This window comes from Sorangiineae bacterium MSr11954 (assembly GCA_037157815.1).
GTDB classification, from domain to species: domain Bacteria; phylum Myxococcota_A; class Polyangia; order Polyangiales; family Polyangiaceae; genus Pendulispora; species Pendulispora albinea.
Genome location: CP089984.1, coordinates 5,311,409 through 5,326,492, shown reverse-complemented (window position 1 = coordinate 5,326,492; position 15,084 = coordinate 5,311,409). Strand labels below are relative to the sequence as shown.

General features: G+C 66.9%; 12 protein-coding genes and 1 pseudogene. 8 read left to right on the top strand and 5 right to left on the bottom strand.

From position 1 onward, the window contains the following. Positions 1-5: 5 nt before the first annotated feature. Positions 6-407, bottom strand: a pseudogene (locus LZC94_20715) (TetR/AcrR family transcriptional regulator). A gap of 281 nt (positions 408-688) precedes the next feature. Here LZC94_20715 and LZC94_20710 point away from each other — a divergent pair. The 7 genes from LZC94_20710 to LZC94_20680 all read left to right on the top strand — a co-directional run bounded on the left by LZC94_20710 (position 689) and on the right by LZC94_20680 (position 8,521). Beyond that, the gene (locus LZC94_20710) at positions 689-1,255 is read left to right on the top strand and encodes a Uma2 family endonuclease (GenBank protein WXB19636.1); all 567 of its coding nucleotides are present in this window, start codon (positions 689-691) and stop codon (positions 1,253-1,255) included. Positions 1,256-1,516: 261 nt separating this feature from the next. After that, positions 1,517-2,371, top strand: a complete 855-nt coding sequence (locus LZC94_20705; protein ID WXB19635.1) for a lysophospholipase — start codon at positions 1,517-1,519, stop codon at positions 2,369-2,371. 11 nt (positions 2,372-2,382) lie between these two features. After that, a complete protein-coding gene (locus LZC94_20700) occupies positions 2,383-3,468 on the top strand; it encodes a fatty acid desaturase (protein WXB19634.1) in 1,086 nt (361 codons plus the stop codon). Next, complete coding sequence (alkB, locus tag LZC94_20695) at positions 3,465-4,118, top strand: DNA oxidative demethylase AlkB (GenBank protein WXB19633.1); 654 nt, start codon at positions 3,465-3,467, stop codon at positions 4,116-4,118. Before LZC94_20700 ends, alkB begins: the two co-directional genes overlap by 4 nt. 1,010 nt (positions 4,119-5,128) lie before the next feature. Next, a complete protein-coding gene (locus tag LZC94_20690; GenBank protein WXB19632.1) occupies positions 5,129-6,892 on the top strand; it encodes a thiamine pyrophosphate-binding protein in 1,764 nt (587 codons plus the stop codon). Next, a complete protein-coding gene (locus tag LZC94_20685) occupies positions 6,855-7,508 on the top strand; it encodes a hypothetical protein (protein ID WXB19631.1) in 654 nt (217 codons plus the stop codon). Before LZC94_20690 ends, LZC94_20685 begins: the two co-directional genes overlap by 38 nt. Next, complete coding sequence (locus tag LZC94_20680; GenBank protein WXB19630.1) at positions 7,505-8,521, top strand: hypothetical protein; 1,017 nt, start codon at positions 7,505-7,507, stop codon at positions 8,519-8,521. The genes LZC94_20685 and LZC94_20680 overlap by 4 nt, the downstream gene beginning before the upstream one ends. A gap of 119 nt (positions 8,522-8,640) precedes the next feature. On the opposite strand, the gene LZC94_20675 is transcribed toward LZC94_20680, so the two are convergent. Then, positions 8,641-10,587: an alpha/beta fold hydrolase gene (locus LZC94_20675; protein ID WXB19629.1), complete on the bottom strand. Its 1,947-nt coding sequence runs from the start codon at positions 10,585-10,587 to the stop codon at positions 8,641-8,643. Between the two features lie 99 nt (positions 10,588-10,686). Then, positions 10,687-11,769 (bottom strand): hypothetical protein, encoded by a 1,083-nt coding sequence (locus LZC94_20670; protein WXB19628.1) that lies wholly within the window; start codon positions 11,767-11,769, stop codon positions 10,687-10,689. Positions 11,770-11,938: 169 nt separating this feature from the next. Here LZC94_20670 and LZC94_20665 point away from each other — a divergent pair, with 169 nt between their 5' ends. After that, complete coding sequence (locus tag LZC94_20665; GenBank protein ID WXB19627.1) at positions 11,939-12,916, top strand: LysR family transcriptional regulator; 978 nt, start codon at positions 11,939-11,941, stop codon at positions 12,914-12,916. A 61-nt stretch (positions 12,917-12,977) separates the two neighbouring features. On the opposite strand, the gene LZC94_20660 is transcribed toward LZC94_20665, so the two are convergent. Both LZC94_20660 and LZC94_20655 read right to left on the bottom strand, forming a co-directional pair. Further along, positions 12,978-13,421 (bottom strand): SRPBCC family protein, encoded by a 444-nt coding sequence (locus tag LZC94_20660; protein WXB19626.1) that lies wholly within the window; start codon positions 13,419-13,421, stop codon positions 12,978-12,980. 189 nt (positions 13,422-13,610) lie between these two features. Continuing rightward, positions 13,611-14,966: a Hint domain-containing protein gene (locus tag LZC94_20655; GenBank protein WXB19625.1), complete on the bottom strand. Its 1,356-nt coding sequence runs from the start codon at positions 14,964-14,966 to the stop codon at positions 13,611-13,613. Positions 14,967-15,084: the final 118 nt, after the last annotated feature.

Genomic DNA, 15,084 nt, shown 5'->3' with positions numbered 1-15,084 from the left:
AGGCACAGGAGCGCCACGGTGCAAAACAGCGCATCGATGAGAACGCGCCGATCGAAGCTCCGCGGCAGCTCGCCGCGGGCGATGGCACGGTTGACGATGGCCTCGAGCCCGTGCGTTTCGCCGTGCACATCGAACGCGACGCGCACCTCCTGAAACTCGGGCCGCATCGGTGCCCCCATCTCGAAGAGGCCGAAGCGCATGATGGCGCGGCCGGCCAAGGTCTGAAAGAAGCGCGCCATCGTCAGGGTCGACGCGAGGACGTCCGCGCGAAACGATCCTTCGTTGGGCAGCGGGCCAAACTGAGGCGGCAGCGACAGCAGCGCGGCGCGCACCAGATCGACCTTGGTCGGCCACCTCCGGTACACGGTGGTCTTGTTCACGCCCGCGCGCGCCGCCACCTCCTCCATGCTGAGGCCTCCGTAGCCCACGCGCAGGATCTCCTCGAAGGTCGCGTTGAACACCGCTTCGATGATGGGCGCACCGCGCGGCGCCTTCGCGCGAGGGTGGCGCACCTGGTCGCGTGGGTCGCGCGCGCCGTGCGATGCAGCGCTACCAGCCTGGGGTTTGCGGGGCGGGGGCTTTGGCATGGGGCTTTGCGCCAGACTTTCTTTTCGCTCACGCCGGCGCTTCAGGGCAACTTCTTCCCGTCGTTCGCATTCATGGTATCTTTCGCGACAGGAGATCGGACATGAGCCAAGCCGTGCGGCCCTTGCGAACCACCTACGCGGAGTTCTGCGAGATGGAACTTCCGGGAGACCGCCGCTACGAGCTCATCGACGGGCAGATCGTGGCGATGAACCAGGCCTCGCCGAGGCACGCTCGCTTGATGGCGTCTCTGATCACCTGCTTGGAAACGGCCTTTGCCGGGAGATGCACCGTGTTCGGGCCCATGGGGGTCTATTGCGAGGAAACCGACGAGGCGTTTGGACCCGACATCGTCGTGACCTGCGAGCCTCCGCGCCTTGATGAGGTGAAAGGGCGAGCCATCGTGAACCCACGTGCAGTCGTCGAAATTCTGTCACCGACGACGGAGCGCGTCGACCGAGGAATCAAGCTGCGTGCCTACGAGACCCTCGCATCCCTCCAGCAATACGTTCTGGTCTCGCAGACCGAGAAGTTCGTTCAAGTCTATCGCCGCGGGCGCGACGGGTGGATCTGGCAGTACATCGAATCGGGCACATTCGAAATTTGCGAGGCCGCGGTGTCGATCGATGTGCTGTACAAAGGTATCGACGATGTGCCCATGGTGCGGTGACCGACCTAGAGCGCCGAACCGTTCATGGCTCGAGCTCCGCCGGTCGCTGAGACGACGGTCGATGGTAACGAGGGCAACTTGGTCGCGACTTGACGACCTACCAACACGGCGTCAGATTGACGGCTCTTTCCATTCGATGGCGACGTGAGCCATCGCGAAGCGCTCGCTCCCTGAGCCCTCGCTGAGCCAACCATCGCGCCGCGCGCTCATCCCTACCTCGAACCTGGGGCGGACGCGCGGGAGAGGGGATGAACGAACATCATGGAACATCGCGAAGGGACCTTTCTCGGGGCAGGGGATACGAAGCTCTCGGAGCAGTCGTGGCGCCCCAGCACGCCGCCGAAGGGGGTGCTCGTGATCGTGCACGGGCTCAAAGATCACAGCGGCCGCTATGCCGAGGTGGCATGGCACTTGGTCGAGCAAGGCTACGCGGTTCATTCGTTCGATTTGCGCGGGCACGCGCGCTCGGAGGGCGTTCGCGTGTATGTCGATGAGTTCGACGATTACGTGTCGGACGTCGAAATTTTCGTGGAGCGCGTGCGTCGGTTGGAGCCCGGGCTCCCCATCTTCATGTTCGGGCACGATATCGGCGGTTCGATTGTGACGTTGTATGCCATCACCCGCAAACCCGATATCGCCGGGATCGTCTTGAGCGGCGCAGCTTTGAAGGGCGCGCTCTCGGGCTTCGCCACCTTGGCGACCAAGATGGCCGCCGCCCTCTCGCCCAAGGCGGCGGTGTACAAGCTCGATCCCTGCCTTTTTTCGCGCGATCCCACGGTCGTCGAGGCCACCAAGAACGATCCGCTGGTGCACCAAGCGGCGGCTCCGGCGCGCACGGCCAAGGAGCTGATCAACGCCATCGACCGGATTCAAAAGCGCATGGAGGAGCTCACCGTCCCTCTCCTCATCATGCACGGCGGCGCGGATCGGGTGACCTCGCCCGATGGCAGCCGGCAGCTCAACGAGCGCGCGCGCTCCGAACGCAAGACCTTGGTGATCTTCGATGAGCTTTATCACGATCTGCTCCACGAGCCGGATCGGGACAAGGTGGAGGCGCAGCTGATCGCATGGCTCGACGCCAACACGAGCGCGCCGGCGTTCGCCTCGGTCTCGTAGGTGTAGCCACGATGCAGATGTCATTTGCGACCGACGACGAGCGCTTTGCTTCCTTTGCACGAACCCTCGATGCGCTGCGCGACGACGTCGAAGCGCGCTTGGGACCCGAAGACGTCGCCCATATTCGCCGCATCGGCCGCGTGTCGCGGGCGGCGGAGATCCTGGGACGCGGCTTGATCTTCGTCAGCCTGGACCCTTTGAGCTTTGGCGCGGGGGTGGCCGCGTTGTGGCTCCACAAGGTGCTGGAGCTGATGGAGATCGGCCACACCAGCCTGCACGGCACCTACGATCGGCTCGAGGGCGCCGAACGGTACCGCGCCAAGAGCTTCTACTGGAAGGCGCCCATCGACGAGAGGAGCTGGCGCAACCATCACAATGGCAAGCACCATCAGCACGCCAATGTGCTGGGGCGCGATCCCGATCTCGACTTCGGCGGCCTGCGCCTCAGCGCCTATGTGAGCTACCGCCCCATTTTTCGGCACCAGCCGCTCAGCAACTTCGCGACCTGGCTCGGCTTCGCCGGCGCCATCAACCTGCACGTCACGGGGCTCCTCGACGTGCACTGGGGTCGCGAGGAGCCCGCCATCCTGCACGACCGAAGCGCCAAGGGCGTTCGCGCGGCCCACCGCGCCGCCTTTCGCAAGTTCGCGCGCTACTACGGGCGCGAGTACGTGCTGCTTCCTCTTTTGTCGGGGCCCTTCTTCTGGAAGACGCTGCTCGGCAACGTGCTCTCCGAGGTGGGCCGCGATGTGTACGCGGCGGCCACCATTTACTGCGGCCACGTGGGCGCCACCGAGTTCCCACCCGACGAGCGCCCCAAAGGCCGGGGCGCTTGGTATGCGATGCAGGCCGAAGGCGCGCACGACTTCGACGTTCCGCACGTGGTGTCGATCCTCTGCGGCGCGCTCGATCGGCAAATCGAGCACCACTTGTTTCCCACCTTTCCACCCAACCGCCTGCGGGAAATCACGCCCCGCGTTCGCGCCGCGTGCGAGGCCCACGGGGTGCGCTATCGAACGGGCCGCTGGCCGCAAAGGCTGCGCGAGGTCACCCGCACCCTCCGCGAGCTCTCCCGCGACGCTATACTCGGGATGTGACGCTCGGCCTGTTCGACACGTTTCCCAACGCCGCCCCCCACCGCGAGGCGCTCGCGCCCGGGGCCGTGGTTTTGCGTGGGTTCGTGAACGAATCGGAGGAAAATGACCTCCGCGCCATCGAGTCCGTGGTCGCCGAGGCGCCTTTTCGGCGCATGGTGACCCCGGGCGGCTTTCGCATGTCGGTGGCGATGACCAACTGCGGCCAGGCGGGCTGGGTGACCGATCTCACCGGCTACCGGTATAGCCCCACCGATCCGGAGACGGACCGCCCCTGGCCGCGCATCCCCGCGCTGCTGGCGGATCTGGCCGTGCGCGCCGCAGCCGTCGCGGGCTTTCCCGGCTACGCCCCCGACTCGTGCTTGATCAACTGCTACGAGCCCGGCACCCGGCTCTCCCTGCACCAAGACCGAAACGAGCGCGACTTTTCGGCGCCCATCGTCTCGGTCTCCTTGGGGCTCCCCGCCACCTTCCTCTTCGGCGGCGCGACCCGCTCGGATCGACCGCGCCGCGTTCCGCTCGATCACGGCGACGTCGTCGTGTGGGGCGGCCCCTCGCGCCTCGCGTTCCATGGCGTCTTACCGCTCGACGATGGACACCACCGCTTGCTCGGCCGGCGCCGTGTGAACCTGACGTTTCGAAGAGCGCTGTAGCGCAAGGCCCACCCGCGCGGCCTCGATGAAGGTGGCGACCGCTGCGGGCGCGGGAGATGCGGGAGGAAGCGCGCGAGGTCATCGACGGCGACGAGGAGCAGAAAGGTGCGCTTCGATCCCACGCGTGCGGCGAGCCGCCCGCGCTCGATCAATCCCGTCCTGTCCGTCACCATCGCATCCACGAACTCGTAGCCATGGCCGAGAGCTTGGCGCATTGGATACATGACGAAGAGGCATTCTATCTCATATGTCACTTGAGTCATTTCGATGCGTTTGCGCCGCGATAGGATTGGGCAGCGCTCGCCACGATCGGCCATTTCTTTGCACGAGTCTCGGGCGACGTATCGCGCCATGGATATGTCGGCACCTTTTTCGCGGATATGCCTCTCTCTCGGAGGGATACCTATTTCGCGGGCGACTCTCTTCGCAGGGAGCTACCTCGATGTACCATTTTGGTACAGCGATCGCCGACTGGTACACTCGTATCGAGCACGGTGGTACACTCTGGCGCAGAAACGGTACGTGCCAAGGTGTGAGAAGGGCGGTGATAGAGCCGATGGCACGGGTGCGATCCTGTGATTCCATGGACGCGATCGTCCAGATCGCACCCGCACTTCCCGCTTGGTCGATCGCCGCTTTGAAGACGTGTCCATCACGCGAAACGAGGGGCGCCGGCCCCGAATGAATCGATCCCTCGGGCGACACGTAAGGTTACATTCTCCGCGTTTCTTGCGCCTGGCTTCGCTTTTGCGATGGGCGTAACGAACGCGCGACACGATCCTCGTGGAGGTGTGAATTTTCATTGTCGCGCCACGTGATGGCGCGATCGTCGCTTTGCGAAAGAGAAGAAAGGTGCGCGATCGGGCGCGGTCATTAAAACAACGAATCCGTCTTAATTTATGTCACGGATTCGATCTTAAAATAGTAGACGTGGAAATGAGTATGTCCAATCGTCATTTCGCCGTGTCGCGCGATGGATGGACCGTCGCGATGGCCGGCCCGGGTGCGCTATGAAGCCCCGTGTCGTCGATTTTATCGTCCACGTCTTGCGCGCATATGGTGTGGAGCACGTCTTTGGGGTTGGCGGCGCGAACATCGAAGATCTCTATGACGCAATGTTCCGCGCGCAGCACGGCGACGGCGGGGCGATTCGCGCGATCGTCGCCAAGCACGAGCTCTCCGCGGCGACCATGGCCGACGGGTACAGCCGCGCGACGAACCGCCTGGGGGTCGTCATGGCCACCTCGGGCGGCGGCGCGATGAACCTGGTACCGGGGCTCGCCGAGGCCGCGGCGTCGCGCATCCCGGTGCTCGCGCTCGTGGGGCAGCCACCCACCACGCTCGAGGGCGGCGGCGCCTTCCAAGACTCGAGCGGGCGCGCTGGAAGCCTCGATGCCGCGCGTCTGTTCGGCGCGCTGGCGCGATTCTGCACCCGCGTGGAGAACCCGGAGGACATCGTCGACGTGCTACCCCGCGCCATCGCCGCGGCCCGGGGCGGCTTGCCGGGCCCCGCCGTGCTCTTGCTCCCCAAGGACGTGCAGCAAGCGACCCTCGAGGCAGGATCGCTCGCCGTCGCCGCGGCACCCGACGAGGAGCCTCTGGACTGGGCGGACGGAGATGCATCGCGCGCCCGAGCGCTTTCGCTGCTCGAGCATGGGAGGCAGTCCAAGGGTGGGGTGCTGATCCTCGCCGGCGAGGGGGTCGCCCGCGCCAATGCGCGCGATGAGTTGTTCCGTCTCGCCGCCGATCTCGATGCGCGCGTCGCCGTCGCGCCGGACGCCAAGGACGTCTTCGACAACCGCGACCCGCGCTTCGTCGGCGTCGCGGGCGTGATGGGCCATCCGAGCGTGCTCGCGCACCTGCGGGGCGCGGCGCTCTGTGTGCTCGTGGGGACACGTGCGCCGCGGATGACCAGCGCCGGCCTGGACGCTGCGATCTCGAACAAGCCCCTGGTCTGCTTCGATCCCGAGCCGCCGTTCGTGTCCGGAAACCCATCGGTGCACATTCCCGGTCCGCTGCGCGCCGAGCTCCGGCGCGCTCTCGAGCGCCTCACGCCCCGGGTGCGCGCCGCCGCGCCGCCGCCGTTCGTACCGCCCACGGCCTTACCGCGGGTGAAGGAGCGCGGCGCGCGGGCGACGGGCCCGTCGTACCGCGATGCCGTGGCCGCCATCGCCGCGGCGCTGCCCGCGGCCGCGCACGTCTTCGTCGACGCGGGCAACGCGGCGGCCACCGCCGTTCACCTCTTGCCCGCGCCGCGCGATGGCCGGTTCGTGGTGGCCCTGGGCATGGGGGGCATGGGTTACACCTTCGGCGCGGGCATCGGCGCCGCGTTGGGGACGGGGCGGCGCACGTACGTGCTCGCAGGCGATGGCTCGTTCTTCATGCACGGGCTCGAGGTGCACACCGCGATCGAGTACGACGCGCCCGTCACGTTCGTGGTGCTCAACAACAATGCGCACGCGATGTGCGCCACGCGTGAGGAGCTCTTTTACGGCGGCGCGTACAGCTTCAACCGGTTCCGACCTGCGCACATCGGGGCCGGTATCGCGGCGATGTTTCCCACCTTGGCCGCGACGGAGGCCGCGAGCGTGGCGGAGCTCCGGCATGCGCTCGTCCGCGCCAACGGCACGCGCGGTCCGGCGTTCGTTGCCCTGGATTTGGACCCCGACGAGATCCCCCCGTTCGCGCCGTTTTTGGCCGCGTGCGGCGAAGACCCACCCGAGAAAGGCATCACCGATGAACCCGAACGAGACATTCCTCTCTACGTTGAATGACATACCCGGTATCCATCGCTGCGAGACCACCACCAAAGAGGCGCTCATCGCCCAAATCATGGGGATGACCCAATCGGCCTATTCGCACCAGATGCTCTATGAACGGTATTGCACGATTCAAGATTACATCGATGCGCCGCCGCGCGCGGTCTTCGAGTATCTGGCCGACGTGCACTGCCTCGAGGAGTGGACGTTCAGCACGCGGGATTTCGAGCCCACCGACGAGCCCGGGCTCTACGTCGGCCGCGACACGCTCGAGGTGGGCACGAAGATCTATTGCCGCGTGGCCGCGAATCCGGAGGCCATGACGGTCGACTACCACTGCGCGTGGGATCAAGGCGAGGAGCTCTGGATGATCTACCTGATGCGCGTCATCCCCGCGGAGCTCGTGCTCGGCAAACGCGGCTCCGTGGTCACGTGGACCAATTGCCGGCACCCGAACTACGATCGCAACCCCCATCCGGAGCTCGCACCCCCGGACCGCGCGTGGGTGGGCGCCTATTGGGATATGTTCTACGCCGGCCACACGGTGGAGCTCGGGAACCTCAAAGCCATCGTGGAGCATCGGCATGCGCACGGGCAGCCCCTGCACGCGCGGGCGAGGAGCGCCGCATGAACCCCGTCAGCTTGATCGACGTCGCCAGCTATCTTCCCGAGGCACGTGTCGGCGCGGAGTTCTACGCGGACTATCCCGGGTTCGATCCGCAGCTGCGGAACGGTCCGATGTTTCGCGCTCCCGCTTACCGCCACCACGTCGCGCCCGACGAGACGGCGGTCGATATGGTCGAGCGGGCGGTGGCCCCGCTCCGCGAGCGCCTGGGCGACGCGGCCGTGCGCGAGGTGGATGTGCTCCTGGTGCACACGCAGCTCCCCGATTGCCCGGTCATGGGGTGCGGCGTGGAGATCGCGCGGCGCCTTGGTTGCAAACCGGAATGGCTGCTCGACGTGCACAACGCGAGCTGCGTGTCGTTCGTGCACATGATGAAGATCGCGCGGCAGCTCATCGCCCGCGGCGACGCGAAGTCTGCGCTCGTGTGCAACGTGCAGAACATGGCGGGGCAAGTGTTCGTGCAGAGCGAGGTGCGCAAGCTCGCGCAGGCGGCGATCCCCGGCGACGGCTGCGGCGTTGGGTACCTGACGGCGTCGAACGAGTCGCCCATCCTGGCGATCGATTGCGTGCACATCCCCGAGCACGCCGGCGAGATGGGGGTCACGCTCGACAACGAGCGGAAGTATTGGGAGCCAGGGACGAGCCAGATGCGCCTGCGGTTCACCGAGGGGAACGTCGCCGACGTGATCGCGCGGGGCAATCGCCTGGTGCCGGAGGCGGTTCGGCGCGTGTGCGAGAAGAGCGGTATCGCGCCGAGCTCGATCGACGCGCTCATCACGAACCAGCCCAATCGCGCGTTCCTCCGCAGCTGGCGCGAGGCCCTCGAGCTGCCGCCCGAGCGCCATATGCATACGTTCGAAGAGTGCGGAAACCTGTTTGGCGCCGCCGTCCCCATCACCCTCGACCGGGCGATTCGATCGGGGCAGCTGCGCGACGGCGCGTCGCTCGTGCTCGCCGGGTTCTCCCACGTCGGGGACTTCGCGGGTGCCGTGGCGCTGCGCTGGCGCGCGGGAGGCTGAACCCGAACGTGCTCCCCGCGCGCGAGGCGATCCTCGTCGAGGGGAGCGTCGGTGCGGCCGAGCGCAAGCTGCACGCGAGCCAAGCGGCCATTGGGCGGCGCCTCGCGCTTCAGGGTGTCTTACCGCTCGACGACGGACACCACCGCGTGTCCGGCCAGCGCCGTGTGACGTTTCGAAGGGCGCCGCAGCGCAAGGCCGACCCGCGCGGCCTCGATGAAGGTGGCGACCGCTTCGGGGCGCGAGACATGCGGGCTATGGCCGGCGCGTTCGATGGCGTGAACGGGGTGGCGGGTCGCGACGAGCAGGGGATCGTGATCGCCGTAAACGACGGTGACGGGCACGGGGAGGGACTCCAGCTGGTCGCGAAGGGTTTGCCGGACGTGTTCGCAGGAGGCCCGCGCCAGGGCCTTGGCGGTCCGCGCGGAGACGCCCTTTCGTTGCAGATCGATGCGCGCGCTGGCGACGGCCGGGTGCGGGGGCCGCGCTGCCCCGAGCTCGGGGACGAGGTGGTGCGCGAGCTCCGCGAGCTTTGCGCGCCGGAGGTGGAGGGAGACGGCGGGCGGGATGCGAAGGAGCCGATCCGCCCGGCGCTGGAGGAACGCGGGGGAGACGAGGACCAAGCCGGCCACGCGCTGCGGGTGCGCGTGCGCATACCGCACGGCCATGGCCGCGCCGAGGGAGTGCCCCACGAGGAGAATGGGCTCGTCGCGTTCGTTCAGGAGCCGCTCGAGCCAGACGAGGTCGTCGAGGTCCGCGGGCGCCGAGCGGCCGAGGCCGGGCAGATCGATCCGTGCATGCGGCGCGCTCACCCGATCGGCGACGGCTTTCCAAGCATCGCCGTTCCAGGGCAGCCCGTGCAAATAGAGGACTTCGGCGGTGCGTGGATCGCCGACGGTGAAGGTGCCATGGCGGAAGGCGCCTCGGTCCGCGCGGGGATCGTCGCCGAAGCGGGTCGAGACGAGGAAATCCGCCCAGCGCGCGACGCTCGTCGCGATGGGTGGCCGCTCGAGGCCGACGGCGTTGGCGTGCGCCTCGGCCGCGGTGGTGTCGTAGCGCTCTTCGGAGAGAAAACCGAGGCTCTCCGGCTCGATGCCGGTGAGCGCGCGCGGCAACGCTCGGACGAGCCCTTTCGGCAGGATGCGGCGCGGGGCCGGAACGCCCAGGTGACGGGCGATGCCGCGCACCAGATCCGGCAGCTCGGGGGTGGCGGGATCGAGCACGCAAAGGTCTTGCCCTTCGGTCTCTCTCCGCTCGGGGACCGTCGCCAAGAAGCGCGCAAGGTCGTCGACGGTGACCAGGGGCAGAAAGGTGCGCGGCGATCCCACGAGCGCCGGGAGCTGCCCATTCCAGAGGCGCGCCACGAGATCGCCGAAGCCCGTCGTTTGGGTCGTCTCCCCCGTTCGCGCGTCGCCGATGACGCTGCTCGGGTGCACGGCGGTCCATGGGAGCGCATACCTCGCCGCGAAGCCGCGGATGGCCCGATACGACTCGTGCTTCGAAGCTTCGTAGGCGCCGTGGTGGCTATAGAGGTGAGAGAGGTGAGAGAGGTGAGAGAGGTGAGAGAGGTGAGAGAGGTGAGAGAGGTGAGAGAGGTGAGAGAGGTGCGAGAGGTGCGCGCGCTCCGCCTCGGAGAGCGGCCAAGAGGCGCCATGCAGCGGGCTCGATGGCGCCATCATGCGGTAGCCGCCGAGGTACACGAACCGGCGCAAGTGGGGCCGCGCGCGGGCCCACTCCGCCACGTGCAGCGCTCCGTCGACATTGGCGCGCCGCGCTTCGTCGGGATCGAGCCGGAACGCGAAGCGCGCGGCCACGTGAAACACGTCGCGCACCGCGTCGAAGGGCGAATCGAGCCCCAGGCCCGGTATTTCCACGTCGCCCTCGACCACGGTGAGCCGTCGCGCATCGCCCCCGTGGCCGTCCACGAACGCCCGGAGCTCCGGGGCTCGGTCCTCGGCGCGCCGCACGATGGCGGCGACGTGCCTTTTGCGTGTGAGCTCGGCGAGCAGCCAGCGCCCGATCAACCCCGTCCCCCCGGTCACCATCGCATCGACGACATTCGTTTCCATGGCCGACAGCTTGGGGGCGAGGGCACATCACGAAAAGTGATTCCATCTCATAGGTGATATGAGCGATTTCGATGCGCGGTCCCTGACCGCCGGCGGCGCCTAATTGCAGGTGCCCGCGCCGCCGTTCGCGCTGATATCGACCGTCCCTTTGTAGCCGTTCGCCCGCAAGGTCGCGACGATGGCGGCGGGTTGGCACTCCGGCAAGGCGGGGTTTTTCCGGACGTTGAAATGGCCGAGGTAGTAACCCGTTCCAACGGACGTGAGGTGCGAGAGCCCGTCGGTGCGGGTGAGCGACGCGTTGTTCTCGATGAACAAGTCGAGACCGACCGAACGCAGCGCCTCGAGGCCGTCCAGATTCGGGAGGGCCGCGCAGTCCTTCACGGTGAAGGTCCCGACCGAGGTCAAAGCGGTCATACCAAGGTTGGTCAGCGAGCTCTCCGCGATCGTGAAATCATAGTTGACCCGGGTGAGGGCGCGCAGATCTTCGAGCGTCGTGAGGGCGTTGTTTCCCGCGATGTAGATGCTGCTGGTCGATTCGGCGAGCGCATCGAGCCCGTCGAGCCTCGTCAGCGCGGGATTGGCCTTCAAATAGATGTACCGAGCCGACGTCAGCCCGTGCAGACCCGCGAGGTGCGTCAGCTTGGGGTTGTTGGAAATGTCGAGCGCCGTTTCGATGTAGGTGAGCGCATTCAAACTGCCGATTTCGGTCAGGGCCGCGTTGTTCCGGATTTCGGTCGAGGTCGAGAAGCCCGATTTCCCCTCGATTCGAGCGAGTTTGTCGAGGCCGCGCAGGCTACGCAGGTTGGTGGTGTCGCCCACGTAGAGGGGCCCCACGGTGGTCAGATTATCCAGCCCTCGGAGCTCGGAGATTCCCCCCGAGATCCGCAGTTGGGCTTTGACGGTGGTCAAGTGCTCGAGCCCTTGGAGGTTTGCGAAGCCCGAGTCTCCCCAGATTGTCATGGAGTCGCCTTCGACTCGGGTCAGGCCGCGCAGCCCCTCGAGCGAACGCAGCGCCGGCAAGTTGTAGAGCTCGAATTGCCAGCCGATGGTCTCGATGCTGCTCAAATCGAGCGAGGTCAGTTGAGGGCTCCCTCCGAGGTGGACGCCCTTGGGGATCGCCTTGACCTGTTTGAACGCCTCGGTGGCGGATCGATCGGGCGCATCCTGATCAACGTTCCCCAAGGGGTACCGCGGCCGCCCATCGTCGACGCCGATCCCCCCGCGGTGTTCGGCGTCGTGGCGACGCATTGAGCGGAGCCCCCCGTCATCATCGCGCCGATGTCGCGCGTCGCCATGGCTCGAGCTCGGGCTTTCGACCCATGACGAAAAGTGATTCTATCTCATGTACAACATGAGCAATTTCGATGTCCGCGCCATGAACTTGAACCTCCTCCCCGCGCTCGAAGCGCTCCTCGTCGAGGGGAGCGTGGGGGCGGCGGCGCGCAGGCTCCACGTCAGCCAATCGGCGATGAGCCACTCCCTCGCCAAGCTCCGGGCGGTCTTCGGCGATCCGCTGCTCGTCCCCGAGGGGCGCGGCTTGGTGCCCACGCCGCGCGCCGTGCAATTGCTCGCGCGCGTGCCGAGGGCGCTCGACGGGCTGGCGCAGGCGGTCACGGAGCCCGAGCCTTTCGATCCCAAGAGCGCCCAGCGCACGTTTCGCCTGGCCACGGTGGACTACTTCGAGCTCACCATGCTGCCCCACGTGCTGTCGTACCTTGCGGCGAACGCGCCCGGCATCGGCCTCGAAATCGAGCGGGTCACGCCAAAGGCGGTCGCCTCGCTCGCCTCCGGCGATATCGATCTGGCGCTCCTCGGCGCGTCGTTCCCAGGCGCACCGGCGGGCTTGCGCAAAATGACGCTGTACCGGGATCCGTTCGCGGTGATCGCGCGGAGCGACCATCCGGCCATCGGGCGCAAGCTCGATCTGGCGACGTATGTCGCGCTCGGGCACGTGCTCGTCAGCATCGAGGGGAGGCGAGACGGTGTGGTCGATCGCGCGCTCGCCAAGCTCGGAAAGACGCGCCGCGTGGTGCTTCGCGTTCCGCATTTCGTATCGGCGCCGCTGGCGGTGCTGTCGTCCGACTGCATCTGCACCATCGCGCGCTCCGTCGCCCACCGCGCGCGCGAGCTCTTTGGGCTGCGCGTCATGGCGCCGCCGCTCGCGCTCGAGGCGGCGGAGGTGGTGGCGCTGTGGCCGCGGAGGCACGATGGCGATCCGGCGCGGCGCTGGTTTCGCAAGCTGTTCGTCGCCGGGCACGCGGCGCCTCCGAACATTCGGGCGCTGATGCGCCGCGAGCGCAGCGGGAAACGCGCCGGATCTCCGCCATGAACCCGGCGAAAACGGACGCCGGGGTCTGGCGAGCAAACATCGCAATCGGGTGGGGTGGTCGTTAGTCCGTAATCTCGGGCTCGACCAGCCGCGCCAGGTGCTCGAGCGACTCTTGCCAGCCGAGGTAACACATCTCGGTGGGGATGACGCTCGGGATGCCTTCCTGCACGACGGTGAGCTCGGTCCCGCACGCCACCTTCTTCAGGGTGACGGTGGTCTGCATCTCGCCGGCCAAGCTCGGGTCGTCGAACTTGTCGGAGTAGCGGATGCGCTCATTGGGGACGAGTTCGAAGAACGTGCCGCCGAACGAGTGGCTCTTGCCGGTGGTGAAGTTGGTGAACGACATGCGCCAGGTGCCACCCACGGTCGGCTCGATGTGGTGTACCTTTGCCGTGAAGCCGTTGGGCGGCAGCCAGCGCGCCCACGCGTCGGCCTCGGTGAAGGCGCGGTAGACCTTCTCGGGGGTGGTGCGAAGGATGCGGTGAAGCTTGACGGTGTTTCCCATGGCGGTTTCTCCTGTTCCGTAGAGCGTTGAAAACGAGCGAGTTACCTCCTCGTCGCACCACCCCCTTCGATTTCGACACCGCGGTCAGGAGAATTTGCAATTTGTCGAAGCGGGAGGTCGGGAGGGGACCTCATCCGCCGATGTGGCCAACGATGCTCCGAGGTCAATCGCTCGGGCGACGGCGCACGATCACATCTGCGTGAAGGTTTGGTAGTGATCGTTCGTGTAATACGCGCGCCCGTCGCTGCCGATGACGACCCGCTCGGCGCCTCGGTTCACGCCCCATGTGTGGGGATGAATATCGTACTCTCGATAGGTAATGGGGGTGCCGTTTGCCGTGGTCGTGGGCAATCGGGTGCCATTGGGGCGGTTGTTCGTGAAGACCGTTCCGCCGACCCATTGTTCGCCGGTCCTGGGGTCGTGGCTGTAATACGTAAAGCGCCCCTGGCGGAACGTATTGTTCGTATTCATATACGGAAGGTCGGCCACTGCCGCCGGCGGGATGGGCTGCGGCGCGGTTCCCGGTGGAAATGTCGCCGGCGGCGGGGGGTTGGGCGGGGCGCTGGAGCCCGCGGGGGCGGCGGAACCTGCGGGGGCACCGGAGCCTGCGGGCGCGCTGGAGCCCGATGTTGCCGGCGCAGTCGTGCTCGGCGGCGCGCTGGAACCGGACGGCGCACCCGAGCCCGACGTTCCTGGCGTCGTCGTACTCGGCGGCGCACCCGAAGGGGTCGACCCACCGGAGTTGCTCAACACGGGCCCCGTTGACGGCACCGGCGGCGTGCTACCCGTCCCGCCCGTACCCCCGGTGCCGCCCGTGCCCCCGGTGCCGCCCGTACCACCTCCGCACTGGTTGTGAACCCACAGCGCCGTGCGCCCGACGAAGTAGGTATGGTCGACACCGACCTCGAAATTGTAGACGCTCGCCTCCTGCGCGATGGGCACCACCTTCGTCACGCGCACCTCGTGCCCGGCGCGATCGAGCAACGATTCATGAGCCGCCAATTCGCCGGCGCCCACCCACCCGCGATCGAGTGTCCAATACGGATGTTCGGGGGTCGAGCGGATGCTCTCGCGATCGCCCTCGACGGTTTGAATATGAACGTCGACCAGCGAAGGCGCCGCGCGGACGAAGGTGCTCACGATCGGCCGCGCGGTGACGGCGCCATCGAGCTCGCCGCGCGCAAGCACCCAATCACCGACGTGAAGGCTCTCGATGGGACGCTCTCCCGAGGGCGTCGCCACCCGAGTCCCCGCCACGAAGCAATTGCCACCCGGAACGCTGCATCCGCGGCCGTCGCAGACGGGGCCGCTGGTGCTACCTGGCCCGCCGTTTCCACCGGTTACCCCACCACCGCCGTTGCCGGCAACGGTCGCGTTGCCGCCCAGGAGCACAGCCGTCGTCGTGCTCGCCGCCTTGGAATTGGTGGCACCGAGGATCCGGTATCCACCCGCAACCGCGAGCAAAATCCCCACCAGAAGCAGCGCATACTCGACGGATGAAACCCCGCGTCGATCCCGAACGAACCCGAGCCAAGGACGGTTCATGGAGAGCCGCGCAGAGCAATTGACGTACCCCCAACCTACGCCTCCGTGCGTTTTGCAAATCACATATCATTTCGAATAGGTCAAACCGGTTGGAAGGACAATGGCGCCTGGACCTTCA

Excerpts from the sequence above, each read along its gene's own strand:
- LZC94_20710 (WXB19636.1), top strand. The coding sequence starts at position 689 with ATGAGCCAAGCCGTGCGGCCCTTGCGAACCACCTACGCGGAGTTCTGC.
- LZC94_20685 (WXB19631.1), top strand. The coding sequence starts at position 6,855 with ATGAACCCGAACGAGACATTCCTCTCTACGTTGAATGACATACCCGGT.
- LZC94_20675 (WXB19629.1), bottom strand. The coding sequence starts at position 10,587 with ATGGAAACGAATGTCGTCGATGCGATGGTGACCGGGGGGACGGGGTTG.
- LZC94_20665 (WXB19627.1), top strand. The coding sequence starts at position 11,939 with ATGAGCAATTTCGATGTCCGCGCCATGAACTTGAACCTCCTCCCCGCG.
- LZC94_20700 (WXB19634.1), top strand. The coding sequence starts at position 2,383 with ATGCAGATGTCATTTGCGACCGACGACGAGCGCTTTGCTTCCTTTGCA.
- LZC94_20690 (WXB19632.1), top strand. The coding sequence starts at position 5,129 with ATGAAGCCCCGTGTCGTCGATTTTATCGTCCACGTCTTGCGCGCATAT.
- LZC94_20655 (WXB19625.1), bottom strand. The coding sequence starts at position 14,966 with ATGAACCGTCCTTGGCTCGGGTTCGTTCGGGATCGACGCGGGGTTTCA.
- LZC94_20660 (WXB19626.1), bottom strand. The coding sequence starts at position 13,421 with ATGGGAAACACCGTCAAGCTTCACCGCATCCTTCGCACCACCCCCGAG.
- LZC94_20705 (WXB19635.1), top strand. The coding sequence starts at position 1,517 with ATGGAACATCGCGAAGGGACCTTTCTCGGGGCAGGGGATACGAAGCTC.
- LZC94_20680 (WXB19630.1), top strand. The coding sequence starts at position 7,505 with ATGAACCCCGTCAGCTTGATCGACGTCGCCAGCTATCTTCCCGAGGCA.